The following is a 12397-nucleotide window of genomic DNA, read 5'->3' as shown; positions in this document are numbered from 1 at the left end:
CGCCCTTCTGGTCTTTCCCAAGTGTTGTTGAACAAAGGAAACATGAATGGAACTGAGTGACGAAATCCGCATCACCGCCCCGCGCGACGTGGTCTACAAGGCGCTGAATACGCCCGAGATTTTGCAGGAGTGCATTCCCGGTTGCGAAGAGCTGATCCAGAATTCACCCGAGGATCTTGAGGCCAAGGTGGTTCTGAAAATCGGTCCGGTCAAAGCGAAATTTGCCGGGCAGGTCACCTTGGACAACTCCAACGCTCCGGGCGGGTTTTCCCTGACCGGAGAAGGCAAAGGCGGTGCAGCCGGGTTCGCCAAGGGCGGTGCCGAGGTCACGCTGACCGAGGATGGGGCCGAGACAGTTCTGGCCTATACCGCCAAGGTCGATGTCGGCGGCAAGATCGCTCAGCTGGGCAGCCGTCTGATTGCCGGAACGGCCAAAAAGCTGTCGGGCAAGTTCTTCACCCGCTTCGGTGAGATCGTGGCTGAACAGGCTGTGTCCTGATCATTTTTTCGGGTCGGTTTCCGGACTGGCCCGAATTTTACTGTGCGAATTGATCCCGCGCAAAAAGCTTTGTTCTTTGCGCACATGGTGCAAGTCGCTAAGTTAGCTTGATGTTTTATGTGCAAAGTTAAGCAATTTGGCGGTGAAAATGATTGATGAAAGTGACCCTTCGGGGCGGGATTCCCATGTCTGGATTTCTACGACTTGGAACAACAAGTCCGGCGTAACTCCGATGACGCGGAGGGAATATGAGCGGCATTGGCGCGCAGGTCAGCCCAAAGAAATCGGTGAAAAATACAGCGAATTACTCCAGCGAACTTATGCGAAAGTTCCTAAGGGCGAGGTGCTGACGGAAGAAGAAATTGGCGATGTCTGGTACTATGGTTCGCAGGACGGCAATCCTGCACTGAGTTTCATGAACGGAGGCGGTCTGCCGGTGCTGTCGGACTCGGCCAAAGCGGTTCTGGAACAGTTCGATCTGGGCGAGACCTATTTCCACGTGATCAGATTGCAGGCTCCGGCGGGCCATGCAACCACGGACGAGCCGTATTTCATCCTGAATGTGTGCAACAAACGGTCGATGGGGAACTACGAAGCTCTGGGGCCCGAGGGGGATCTGACAGCCCCTTTGAACAACAAATATGGTAAAAGGTTTCTCCCGAGAAAAGGGTCGGAGCATAAACTGGTGGTTTCCCCCGAGGCACTGGGCGGTCTCGACATCTGGATCGATCCGAAAGTTCCCGAACTCCTGTTCCTCTCTGAACGTCTCGTCTCAGCTTTGAAGGCAGCCGGAGTCGATGACGGTTGGGGTTTAGTCCGGTGCCCTGTTGGGGTTCTGTGACACAAACGGTGCGTCGGAACAAAAAACCCCGCTGCATCGACAGCGGGGTTTCTCTGTGACAGCAGACTGACCTTAGCCCTTTTTCAGAACCTCACGGCCCAGCAACTCAGCGATCTGCACCGCATTCAGGGCTGCGCCTTTGCGCAGGTTATCGGACACGCACCACAGGTTGATGCCGTTCTCGATTGTCGAATCCTGACGGATGCGGCTGATGAAGGTGGCGAAGTCACCCGCGCATTCGATGGGCGAGACGTAGCCGCCGGGTTCGCGCTTGTCGATCACCATGATGCCGGGGGCCTCGCGCAGGATGTCGCGGGCTTCGTCCTCGTCCAGGAATTCCTCGAACTCGATATTCACGGCCTCGGAATGGCCGACGAACACGGGAACGCGGACGCAGGTGGCTGTGACCTTGATCGACGGATCGACGATCTTTTTGGTCTCGACCACCATCTTCCATTCTTCCTTAGTCGAGCCGTCTTCCATGAAGACGTCGATCTGCGGGATGACGTTGAAGGCGATCTGCTTCTGGAACTTCTTGGGTTCCACCTCGGTTGTGGGGTTATAGACCGCTTTGGTCTGATCCCACAGCTCATCCATGCCCTCTTTGCCCGCGCCTGAAACCGACTGATAAGTCGAGACGACAACGCGCTTGATCTTGGCGCGGTCATGCAGCGGCTTCAGAGCGACAACCATCTGCGCGGTCGAGCAGTTGGGATTGGCGATGATGTTCTTGTTCTTATAGTCGTGGATCGCCTGCGGGTTACATTCCGGCACGATCAGCGGAATGTCGGGGTCGTAGCGATAGAGCGACGAGTTATCGATCACCACACAACCCGCCGCAGCCGCCTTGGGCGCGTAGACTTTGGTTGCGTCCGAGCCGATGGCGAACAGCGCCATGTCCCAGCCGGTGAAGTCGAAGGTATCGATGTCCTGGGTGGTTAGTGTCTTGTCGCCAAAGCTTACTTCGGTGCCCAGCGAACGACGGCTTGCCAGCACGGCAAGTTCATCGACGGGGAACTGGCGTTCCGCCAGAATGTTCAGCATTTCGCGGCCCACGTTACCCGTGGCGCCGGCGACAACGACGCGATAGCCCATTTCATGTCTCCAAAGTTAAGGACGCGCGTTCATAGCTGCGTTGCGGCAAAGAAAAAAGGGTTTTTGGGTCGGATTCCGCCCGATGACACCGATTTGACGCGGCGCATCGCCTCAGGTGTCGGTCAAAAGCCGCTCGTAGAGGGCGACAAGGGTCTTTGCTTCGCGATGGATGTCGAAATTCTGCTCGACATGGGTACGGGCGGCGCGGCCGGATTGCGCTAGGGAATCGCGGTTTTCCAGCATCTGGGCTGCGGCATCGGCCAAGGTTGGGATATTGCCGGGCTCCACCACATGGCCCAATGACGGGTCGGTAACGATCTCAGAGAACGCTCCGACATCGGTGGCCACGACGGGCACGCCGCAGGCCATCGCCTCTAACGGGGTCAGGCCGAAGCCTTCCCACCGCTGGGGCGCGATGAAGAGGTCCAGAACTTGATACCATTCGGCGATCTGGTCGACTGTGACCTCGGGCATGAAGAGGATGCGGTCGGACAAGCCCGCCACCGCGACCTTGTCTTTCAGTTCTGCCAAGAAGGTGGTGTGCTGTTCCGTAGCGCGGCCCATGACAATGCCATGCACATCGTCAAAGCGGCCACACAGATCGATCATTGCATCTACAAAGGCGTCAGTACCCTTCTGGTGGCGGATACGGCCATAGCAGCCCAGCAACAACCCATCAGGCAGGCCCAACCGGGCACGAACGGCTGCTTTATCCTCGGGCGGGGTAAAATCCTGCAGGTTGATGCCATGCATGATCACCTCTGCATCCCGATCCAGATACCCTGCGGTTTTGCGCGAGGTGGCGACCACGGCGTCCATCTTGTCGATCAGCCATTTGGTATAGCCCGTATGCGCCCGCTGCGACGCGCTGGTGAACAGCAGTTTCAGTCGCAGCCGCAGGATGTTGCGCAGGAACAGACCCAACAGCATCTCGGTATTACGGCGGGCGTGCCAGACGCGCAGGGTTTTGCGCGACAGAAAGGGCAGGCGGCCAAGCGGGATATGCGGGATGTCATCCGGTAGGCCCGGACCGGTGGCTGCAATGTCGATCCATTGCACTTGCAACGGCACCAACCGCGCAATCGTCGCCGTCACGCCCGAAAGCCTGCGTTTGAGATTAGGGGCAATGACGCGCGGGTCGGACATGAGGTCTCCTGTCGGGGTCAGCTTCAGTCGACGCTGTCCCGGCTGAATAGATAGATCACGCAGCCAATGGCAAGCGAGATGGCAAAAAAGCCGAATATCGCTGTGTAGGGCGCAGAGGGGCTGATGTCCACCGTGGCCGCATGGACGCGGCCGGTGACAAATTGGGCAAGGCCGACACCTCCGATCCCGAACAGGTTCAGCAGGGTCACGCCTCGGCCCACTAGGTGTGGAGGAACAAAGGCGCGGCCATGGGCCATGATGACCGGAAAGCTGGCCCCGGTGAACCCGATGACCGAGATGAGTACCACCGATAGCCAGACCGCATTGTCGATCCACAGACACAACAGGGTCAGGGCGACCACGCCCAGCGCGTTGCCGCCAAAGATCACCCATTTCCGGGTCCCCAATATCCGGTCAAGCGGCCCATAAGCGAAGGTGCCCGCAATCATCGACGCGCCCATGATCAGAGTGGCGGTTCCGATCTGTGTGGTGCTGAGGGCGAAGATATCACTCAGATATGGTCCGGCCCAAAGGCCGCGGGTCGCAGCCGACGGTGCATAGGCCACCAACATCAGGGGCAAGATGGCCCAGAGTGCGGGCTGCTTCAGCAGATCCAGAACCGATCCCTTGTGGTCGGTTTCAACGCGTTTGGGATCATGAACTGTGAACAGAATGCCGATGGCGATCACGCCCGAAAACAGGGCCAAAGTGACCATCGTAGCGCGCCAACCCATCAGCTCAACGGCCAGCGCAGTGGGGTAGGAGGCGACCAAATTGCCAACCGACCCAACACCCAGCATCAGGGCGGCCAGCGTGGCAAAACGGGCCGGAGGGTATTCACGGGCGAAGATAAAGTACGAGGCCATCAGGATCGGCGAGCATCCCACTCCGATCAGCCCCATGGCCACGGCGACATGAAAAGGCGTGCTGGCCACGGCAAAGATCAGTGCGCCGCCTGCGCCACCGACCAGCAACAAAACGGTCGAGGTCAGCCGCGGCCCGACCCGATCCAGCGCCCAGCCAACCGGGAGTTGCATGGCGGCAAAGACCAGAAACCAAAGGCCCGAGGCAAAAGCGAGGTCCTCTGGCGTGGCGCCGATATCACGACCCAGATCGACGCTGAGTACGGCCAAAAAGGCACGAAAAAACTGGCTGAGCACATAGCCCAGACACAACACGACCAAACCTGCCTTCATGAAATGCCCCTTTTGCCATCATCTGACCGGACATGCTTGGCACGGGACACCGCTGCGCACAAGCACGTGTGTCTTGACGATTTCGCGGGACTTGGGCCGCATTCGGGCTATGTTAAATCATGATTTGAGACCGAGGTATTCATGAAAGACGCCCAGGCCGCCTTCTATGACAGCCTACCCCTTTTGCGCGATTTTTCACGGCTGACCGATCCCGCGCAGTTCTCGGCGCTGCCTGATGATTGGGTTGTGGGGGTTGCGGACATTGTCGACTCGACGGCTGAGATCGCCAAAGGCCGCTATAAGACGGTGAATATGGTTGGCGCGGCTGTGATTTCGGCCATGATCAACGCCATGAAAGGCGCTGAGTTCCCTTATGTGTTTGGCGGCGACGGGGCCGGATTCGCCGTGCCCGCAAGTGCGATGGATGATGCGCGGCAAGCACTGGCAGACTTGCGCCGCTGGGCCGAGGATGAGTTTGGGATCAAGTTGCGCGCTGCGCTGACGACGGTCGCCGAAATCCGGCAGGCTGGGAAAGAGTTGCGCGTCGCCCGCTATGCCCCGTCCAGCGGGGTGGATTACGCCATGTTCTCGGGCGGCGGGCTGGCCTGGGCCGAGACGCAGATGAAATCCGGGTCCTCTTCCGTCGACCCGTCCGGGCCGGGCGCGCTGCCCGATTTGAACGGCTTGTCCTGTCGATGGTCGAATGTACGGTCGCAGAACGGGCAGATCGTGTCTTTGGTGGTCGAACCCACGGCGCAGGCTACCGAGAGCGATTTTGCCGATCTGGCGCAATCGGTGCTGCGTGCCTCGGAAGAGTTGGAACGGGCGGGCCATCCCGTCCCGGTCGGGGGACCGCCAATGCGCTGGCCACCTCCGGGTTTGGATCTGGACGCGCATGTTTCACGGGCTGGGCGGAATGTAGCTGTGCAAAAGCTGCTTCTGTTGGTCCAAAACCTGCTGATCGCGCTTTTGTTCCGGCGCGGCAAGCCGCTGGGAAATTTCGAGCCGGTCCACTATCGCAACATGGTCAGCAGCAACGCGGATTTTCGCAAGTTTGATGACGGGCTGAAAATGACGCTGGATTGCGACCCGGCCACGCTGGCGCAAATTCGCACGATGCTGGAGCAGGCGCGTGGCCAGGGAAAGATCAAATACGGCCTGCATGCGCAGGATGAGGCGATGATGACCTGTTTTGTGCCGTCGGCCACCCGCGACGACCACGTGCACTTCGTGGATGGTGCTTCAGGCGGCTATGCACAGGCGACGGCTGCGATGCAGGGCTGAAGGGTTACTTCGCTTTCCACTTGGCTGAAAGCGCCCGCGCGGCTTGCGTCAGTAGCATCACGTCTATGCCAACCGCCTGAAACTGCGCGCCCATGTCCTGAAATGCCTGAGACGACTCGTCCGTAACTCCCAGAATCCCCGGGGCTTTGCCTGCTGCAAGCGTTCGCGCAATCGCATCCGCAATCGCCGCCCGCACCTCGGGCGCGGCACTGTTGCCCTGATAGCCCATGTCGGTGGACAGATCGGCTGGGCCAATAAAGACCCCATCAATACCGTCGACCTTCAGAATATCGTCCAAGGCGGCCAGACCCGCGCGGTTTTCAACCTGAACCAGCAGGCAGATCTGGGCATCTGCGGTGGGAATGTAGTCCGGGATCGTCCCATACATCGTCGCGCGCGAGGCCATGGCGCCGACGCCGCGCACGCCTTCGGGCGGATAGCGGCAGGCACGCACCAGGTCCCTTGCCTGTTCGGCGCTTTCGACCATCGGCACCAGAATTGTTTGCGACCCCGCATCCAGCACCATCTTGATCAATGCGGCATCCCCAACCGGAACACGAACCACAGGATGGGTCGGGCTGGCGGACAGGGCCATCAACTGATCCCGGATAGACCGGATATCGTTGGGCGCGTGCTCGCCATCGATGACCAGCCAGTCGAACCCGGCGCTTCCCATGATCTCGGCGGTGACGGCCTCGGCAAAACTGGTCCAGCAGCCGATCAACCTTTCGCCGTTAATGAGAGCCTGTTTGAACGAATTTAACGGTGCGGGCATGATCAATCCTTTAGGTCAGAGAGCGGGCGATTTCGGTGATGACATCGTAAGCCACGCGTACATCATCTTCGGTCGTTTCAAACTGTCCGACTTGGAACCGGATGGTCAGGTTGCCGTCCACTCGGGTTTGGGTCAGGTAAATACGACCGTCGTCATTGATGGCGTTTACAAGCCGCAGGTTCAGATCGTCCAGATCAACCGCACCGTCCGGGGCATAACGAAAGGTCCATAGCGACCACATCGGTTTCGTGGTGATTTCGAAATCCGGCTCGGCGGCCAGACGGTAATGCAAGTCCACAGACCAGTTTACATGATTGCGCAGTCGGGTGCGCAACCCCTCAAGCCCATAGGCGCGGATCACGAACCAAAGCTTCAGCGCCCGGAATCGCCGCCCCAAAGGCACCGACCATTCCGAATAGTTGATGATCCCGTCCTTGCCGTGGGTTTTCAGAAATTCTGGGCTGATCGCCAAGGTCTGCACCAGATCTTCAGGGTTTTTCAGAAAATGCGCGCAGCAGTCGAATTGGACGCCCAGCCATTTATGCGGGTTGAACACGATGCTATCGGCGCGCTCGACCCCCTGCCAATAGTGGCGGTATTCCGGGCAGATCATCGCCGACCCCGCCCACGCCGCATCTACATGGGTGTAGAGCCCGTATTTGGCGGCGACCTTCAGGCATTCTTCGACCGGGTCGGTACCGCCGACACTGGTGCCGCCAACCGACAGAATGACCCCCGCCGGATGCAAACCGGAGTCTAAATCAGATTGAATCGCCTGTTCCAACGCCACAGGATCCATGCCGCGCCAGTCACCTTTGGTCAGGACGCGCACCAAATTCTGCTGCCCGATCCCTGCGACCCAGATCGCCCGGTCAATCGAGGTATGCACCTCGGCCGAGCAATAAACGCGCAAGGGTTTCTGTGCAAACAGCCCCTGTTGATTGCCCTGCCACGACAGGGCCTTTTCGCGCATGGTCAGCACCGCAGCCAGCGTCGCGGATGAGGCGGAGTCCTGGATCACGCCGGCGAACCCTGTGGGCAGGTCCAGCGCGTGACGCAGCCATTCCATCATCCGCGTTTCCATCTCGGTCGCCGCGGGTGAAGTCTGCCACAGCATGCATTGCGCTGCGATCGCGCTGGTCAGAAACTCGGCCAGCACCGAGGGCGGAGAAGTGTTTGCGTTGAAATATGCGAAAAACCGGGGATGTTGCCAATGTGTGATGCCCGGCATGACGATCTGTTCGAAGTCCTGAAAGATGTCTTCGATAGGCTGCGCTTGCTCGGGCGGAAGTTCTGGCAAGGCATTCAGGATGTCGCTTGGCTCGGTCTGCGCGCGTACTGGCTTATCTTTGACGGTTTGGTGATAGTCCTGCGCCCATCTGGCGGCTTTCTCGCCCCACTCTGCAAAGGAATCCCAATCCATGTCCTGCCCCATGTGATGTATCATCTTCGGGTTTTCGTCGGAAAACCCGCGATGCCAGTGGTGGCTATCGGGCGAAAAAGGTCAATCCAAATCGCCGAAAAAAGGGTTGCGAACTTTTCGTCGAGAGTGGAGTTTGCAAATAAATTCAATCATCTTAATTATTGAGTTTGGTTGCAGTTTTTGGGAATTTCGTTCAAGATTTCATATGTCCAGAGATTTGCCACTGACTTCCCGCTCTTTGCCGATTGCGCTGCTTCGGGCGCGTGAAAGGGTCATGGGGCCGATCCGTCGCATGTTGGCGGATGTCGGCGTGACCGAGCAACAATGGCGTGTGTTGCGTGTTCTCAAGGAAGATGGCCCGCAAGAACCAACCCATATCGCCGAGCGAGCCTGTCTTCTTCTGCCCAGCCTGACCCGCATCCTGCAGAAGCTTGAGGCCAAAGGGCTGATCCGTCGACACGTGCACCCTGTCGACAAACGCCGCCAGATTGTAGAGATCACGGCTGCTGGGGATAAGATCATCCAGGACAATATCAACCTCATCCTGCAAGAGGCAGAAGGCATTCGCATCCAACTTGGCCCCGAGCGCCATGAGGCTTTGCTGGACTTGTTGAACGACCTGCACGATCTGAAATCCTGACCTCAAAAAACGCAGTCCCGCCAGAGGTATGGGGGGCGCCCTCTGGCGGGGTTGGCCAGACCAAGACTGGACTGCGTGTCTGGCCCACAAGCAGATGCCCCGGGACGATCCGGGCGATCGGCTTGTGTTTCGGATAACCTGTCAACCTAGAATAAGGTGTACGTACGGTCCTGAGACTCTTGGGTGAGTAGCCTCTGACCGAGGCGATCCGAAACTAGTCTACCGCAAATGTGTTAGTGCGGTGATATTGTGTTGCGCGAGACCCGCCCATCCCATAGCGCGGCGCTCAGGCGCATCGTATTGATGTCATGCGTTTATACGCATAATCTAGCCTATCTCGGCGGATTTCCAAGATGTGAAACCGGATTGTGAACCGGGTTGAGTTGACGGCAGTCATCTGCTTGCCCTGCGCGTGGGGTCGCCTAATATGCCCGAAACCAAGCAGACCCGAGACTCATATGGCCGATACTTTGTTTTCCCTGCCCAAGCCGGTTGTTTTACCGGTTCAGGGGCTTTCCACCCCCTATCCTGTTGGCCGGATATTCTGCGTTGGGCGCAATTATGCCGCCCATGCCGCAGAGATGGGCCATGAAGTGGATCGTGAGGCACCGTTCTATTTCACCAAATCCGCGGCAAACGCGATCCTGACCGGCGCAACCGTGCCATATCCACCGGGAACTGAGAATTTCCATCATGAGATGGAATTGGCGGTCGTCATTGGCGCGCCCGTGTTTCAAGCGTCGAAATCCCAAGCGACCGAGGCGGTCTATGCCTATGGATGCGCGCTGGATATGACGCGGCGTGACCTGCAAATCCGGGAGCGGAACAAGCAGCGCCCTTGGGATTTGGGCAAGGACCTAGAAAACGGCTCGGTGTTTGCCCCTCTGACCCGCGCCACGGACTGGTCGCCCAGCGATGACAAGCGGATCCATCTGAACGTCAACGGCGAAACCCGTCAGGATGCCACACTGCATGAGCTGATCTGGAAGATCGACGAGATCATCAGCCATCTTTCCGGTTACTACCATCTGCGCCCAGGTGATTTGATCATGACCGGAACACCGGCAGGGGTAGGACCAGTTCAGGCAGGCGACGTGCTGGAGGGCGGCATTGACGGGCTGCATCCAATCCGCCTAACGCTAACTGAGGCAGAATAGACCCTAAACAGGGTCTTTCAGCCATTCACCGACAAACTCGATCCGCGTCAGACCGGTAAATCTGCGCACTCTGTCCAACTCGGATTCAAGGCGTCGGGTGCGCGCATCCGTCCAACGCACGCCACGTTCCGGCCACAGCGCGGTGACGCGCAGGACATCCTGATCCCGATGAGCTTTCATATCGATCCGACCCACCATCCTGTCCCCTTCAAGCAGGGGAAAGACGTAATAGCCATAATTGCGTTTGGGGGCAGGCACGAAAACCTCGATCCGATAGTGAAAATCAAACAGTCGCTCAGCCCGGTTGCGATCCCGCAACATTGGATCAAACGGGCTGAGAACCCGCATCCGACCAGGGGCCGGGGGCAGGTTTGTAGGATCGGGCCATTCTGGCCGTGTTATCACTTTGCGCGCGCGCCCGTCGGCGCAAGTGACTTCGATTTCCTCGGCATGGCCTTTGATTAGAGCCTGTTTGACCCATTCCCGAGCCTCAGACGCGCTGACCGTATCCCAGAATGCAGCCAGTTCCCCGGATGTCGCAAAGCCCAATCGGTCCAGCGCGGCGTTGCACAACCAGTCGATGGTCTGCTCTGCGTCACAAGGCAGGTTGCCAGGACAAAGATGGGTTTCGATCACCCGCTCAGTCAGATCATAGCGCTTCTGAAACCCCTGACGGCCCACAACGGCCAGTGCGCCGGACCGCCACAGGAATTCCAGCGCCGTTTTCGAGGGGTGCCAGTCCCACCATCCGCCCGAGCCTTTTTTCTCGTCCTTGCCGACATCCGAGGACGAAACTGGCCCGTGGTCGCGGATATGGGTCAGCACCGATTCAAACTGTTGCTCGAACCCATCCCGCCGCCAGTTCCTCCAGCGCGATTTCAACAGGGCTGCGTCACGTTGAAACCGCAGGTGCCAATGGGGGTAGAACGCCATCGGAATTACGGCGGCGTCATGGGTCCAGTGCTCAAACAGGGCACGATCTTGTTCATACAGCCGACTGAGGTTGCGCGCCCGATAGCTGGGCCTGCGCGAGAACAGGATCATGTCATGGGCGCGTGCGACGGTGTTGATGCTGTCCAGTTGCACAAAGCCCAGACGCTGGATCAACTCCAGCAGGCCCGCACCCTTGGCATTGCCCGAGGGCCGTTCCAGCAATGCGTGCCGATCCATGAACAGCGCCCGCGCTGCGCGGTTGTCCAGCCGTCGCAACGCCACGGCGTCAGCGCCGCTTCAGAGTGTCGCCAAAGCTGATCTTGGGGGTCAGGGTCACACGGGTTTCAACGTCAGCCTCTGGATCAGCCAGTTGCGAGGCGATGATTTCGGCAGCTTTGCGCCCGATCTCAAGCCGGCAGGCATCCATCGTGGCCAGCTTGCGTGGCAGGCCCTGCAACAGTTCGACATTGTTGAACCCGGCCAGCCCGATCTGCCCTGGCACGTCGATGCCCTGATCCAGCAGGTATAGCAACCCGCCCGCGCCGATCATGTCGTTGGAATAGTACAGAAAATCCAGCTCGGGTGAGCGTTCCAGCATCGTTTGCGTCATCTCGCGGCCCTTGGCCAGAGCCGAACCACCTGAATAGAACTCGCGGTCTTCAATCTCGATTCCGTTCTTGCCCAGCACTTCAGTGAAGCCTTCGAACCGTTTGCGGGCGCGGTGGTCCAGCGGCATCTTGGTGCCCATAAATCCGATATGTTCATACCCCGCCTTCAGGATCGCCTGCGCCATCTCGCGCCCTGCACGCCGATGGGAAATACCCACCATCGCATCTACGGGCTTACCGTCGGTATCCATGATTTCAACAACCGGAATCCCCGCAGAATCCAACATCGCGCGGGCTGCCTCTGTATGTTCCAGCCCTGCAATGATCACGCCCGAAGGTCGCCACGAGAGCATCTCGTACAGTACTTTTTCTTCTTTCTCGGGCAGATAATCCGTGACGCCGACAACAGGCTGCAACTCGGTATCTTCCAGCACCTGGTTGATCCCGGTCAGCACCTCGGGGAAGACCATGTTCGACAGCGAGGGGATGATCACTGCCACCAGATTCACCCGGCTCGACGCCAGCGCGCCCGCGATCTTGTTGGGGACGTACCCCAACTCTTTCGCCGCAGCCAGAACGCGGGTGCGGGTGGCATCGGACACATCGCCCCGGTTGCGCAGAACCCGGCTGACCGTCATCTCGGACACCCCCGACGCCTCTGAGACATCACGAAGGGTAAGCGGGCGTTTTGTTTCTGTTGTCACGAGGGCACCTGCGTCGTTGTTTTGAGGAATGGTAGCGTGAACAGGGCGCAATTTACAACTGCCCATCAAAGCCCATGACAACCCCGAAAAACCAAG

At 58.8% G+C, this 12397-nt stretch carries 12 protein-coding genes; 5 read left to right on the top strand and 7 right to left on the bottom strand.

Going from position 1 to position 12397, the window contains the following annotated elements; genetic code table 11:
* Positions 1-46 precede the first annotated feature (46 nt).
* Positions 47-499, top strand: coding sequence for an SRPBCC family protein (locus tag GOV79_RS13480; RefSeq protein ID WP_170790166.1), 453 nt, complete (start codon positions 47-49; stop codon positions 497-499).
* Between the two features lie 148 nt (positions 500-647).
* A complete protein-coding gene (locus tag GOV79_RS13475) occupies positions 648-1340 on the top strand; it encodes an imm11 family protein (RefSeq protein WP_170790165.1) in 693 nt (230 codons plus the stop codon).
* A 72-nt stretch (positions 1341-1412) separates the two neighbouring features.
* On the opposite strand, the gene GOV79_RS13470 is transcribed toward GOV79_RS13475, so the two are convergent.
* From GOV79_RS13470 to GOV79_RS13460, 3 genes are all read right to left on the bottom strand, one after another.
* Entirely contained in the window at positions 1413-2435 is a 1023-nt protein-coding gene (locus tag GOV79_RS13470; protein ID WP_170771216.1) for an aspartate-semialdehyde dehydrogenase, read from the bottom strand.
* 111 nt (positions 2436-2546) lie between these two features.
* Positions 2547-3581 carry a glycosyltransferase family 4 protein gene (locus GOV79_RS13465; protein WP_170790164.1) on the bottom strand — a complete coding sequence of 345 codons (1035 nt, stop codon included), beginning with the start codon at positions 3579-3581 and terminating at the stop codon, positions 2547-2549.
* Between the two features lie 23 nt (positions 3582-3604).
* Positions 3605-4777: an MFS transporter gene (locus GOV79_RS13460; RefSeq protein ID WP_170790163.1), complete on the bottom strand. Its 1173-nt coding sequence runs from the start codon at positions 4775-4777 to the stop codon at positions 3605-3607.
* A 141-nt stretch (positions 4778-4918) separates the two neighbouring features.
* On the opposite strand from GOV79_RS13460, the gene GOV79_RS13455 reads away from it, so the two are divergent.
* Positions 4919-6061 carry a DUF3095 domain-containing protein gene (locus GOV79_RS13455; protein WP_170771209.1) on the top strand — a complete coding sequence of 381 codons (1143 nt, stop codon included), beginning with the start codon at positions 4919-4921 and terminating at the stop codon, positions 6059-6061.
* Positions 6062-6065: 4 nt separating this feature from the next.
* On the opposite strand, the gene GOV79_RS13450 is transcribed toward GOV79_RS13455, so the two are convergent.
* Both GOV79_RS13450 and GOV79_RS13445 read right to left on the bottom strand, forming a co-directional pair.
* Entirely contained in the window at positions 6066-6836 is a 771-nt protein-coding gene (locus GOV79_RS13450) for an HpcH/HpaI aldolase family protein (protein WP_170790162.1), read from the bottom strand.
* Positions 6837-6846: 10 nt separating this feature from the next.
* Entirely contained in the window at positions 6847-8259 is a 1413-nt protein-coding gene (locus GOV79_RS13445) for a pyridoxal phosphate-dependent decarboxylase family protein (RefSeq protein WP_170790294.1), read from the bottom strand.
* Between the two features lie 205 nt (positions 8260-8464).
* Here GOV79_RS13445 and hpaR point away from each other — a divergent pair, with 205 nt between their 5' ends.
* Both hpaR and GOV79_RS13435 read left to right on the top strand, forming a co-directional pair.
* Positions 8465-8899, top strand: coding sequence for a homoprotocatechuate degradation operon regulator HpaR (hpaR, locus tag GOV79_RS13440; protein WP_170771204.1), 435 nt, complete (start codon positions 8465-8467; stop codon positions 8897-8899).
* A 458-nt stretch (positions 8900-9357) separates the two neighbouring features.
* Positions 9358-10056, top strand: coding sequence for a fumarylacetoacetate hydrolase family protein (locus tag GOV79_RS13435; RefSeq protein ID WP_170790161.1), 699 nt, complete (start codon positions 9358-9360; stop codon positions 10054-10056).
* 3 nt (positions 10057-10059) lie between these two features.
* On the opposite strand, the gene GOV79_RS13430 is transcribed toward GOV79_RS13435, so the two are convergent.
* Both GOV79_RS13430 and GOV79_RS13425 read right to left on the bottom strand, forming a co-directional pair.
* The gene (locus tag GOV79_RS13430; protein ID WP_170790160.1) at positions 10060-11271 is read right to left on the bottom strand and encodes a winged helix-turn-helix domain-containing protein; all 1212 of its coding nucleotides are present in this window, start codon (positions 11269-11271) and stop codon (positions 10060-10062) included.
* 4 nt (positions 11272-11275) lie between these two features.
* A complete protein-coding gene (locus tag GOV79_RS13425) occupies positions 11276-12301 on the bottom strand; it encodes a LacI family DNA-binding transcriptional regulator (RefSeq protein WP_170790159.1) in 1026 nt (341 codons plus the stop codon).
* Between the last annotated feature and the right edge of the window lie 96 nt (positions 12302-12397).

The sequence above is a fragment of the Ruegeria lacuscaerulensis genome, from assembly GCF_013034745.1.
GTDB lineage: Bacteria > Pseudomonadota > Alphaproteobacteria > Rhodobacterales > Rhodobacteraceae > Ruegeria > Ruegeria lacuscaerulensis_B.
This window is presented reverse-complemented; position numbering and strand designations above follow the sequence as displayed.

What these genes read in the sequence shown, in the direction of transcription:
- GOV79_RS13450 (WP_170790162.1), bottom strand. Translation starts at nt 6,836, where the DNA reads ATGCCCGCACCGTTAAATTCGTTCAAACAGGCTCTCATTAACGGCGAA.
- GOV79_RS13470 (WP_170771216.1), bottom strand. Translation starts at nt 2,435, where the DNA reads ATGGGCTATCGCGTCGTTGTCGCCGGCGCCACGGGTAACGTGGGCCGC.
- GOV79_RS13455 (WP_170771209.1), top strand. Translation starts at nt 4,919, where the DNA reads ATGAAAGACGCCCAGGCCGCCTTCTATGACAGCCTACCCCTTTTGCGC.
- GOV79_RS13445 (WP_170790294.1), bottom strand. Translation starts at nt 8,259, where the DNA reads ATGGATTGGGATTCCTTTGCAGAGTGGGGCGAGAAAGCCGCCAGATGG.
- GOV79_RS13460 (WP_170790163.1), bottom strand. Translation starts at nt 4,777, where the DNA reads ATGAAGGCAGGTTTGGTCGTGTTGTGTCTGGGCTATGTGCTCAGCCAG.
- hpaR (WP_170771204.1), top strand. Translation starts at nt 8,465, where the DNA reads ATGTCCAGAGATTTGCCACTGACTTCCCGCTCTTTGCCGATTGCGCTG.
- GOV79_RS13475 (WP_170790165.1), top strand. Translation starts at nt 648, where the DNA reads ATGATTGATGAAAGTGACCCTTCGGGGCGGGATTCCCATGTCTGGATT.
- GOV79_RS13435 (WP_170790161.1), top strand. Translation starts at nt 9,358, where the DNA reads ATGGCCGATACTTTGTTTTCCCTGCCCAAGCCGGTTGTTTTACCGGTT.
- GOV79_RS13465 (WP_170790164.1), bottom strand. Translation starts at nt 3,581, where the DNA reads ATGTCCGACCCGCGCGTCATTGCCCCTAATCTCAAACGCAGGCTTTCG.
- GOV79_RS13480 (WP_170790166.1), top strand. Translation starts at nt 47, where the DNA reads ATGGAACTGAGTGACGAAATCCGCATCACCGCCCCGCGCGACGTGGTC.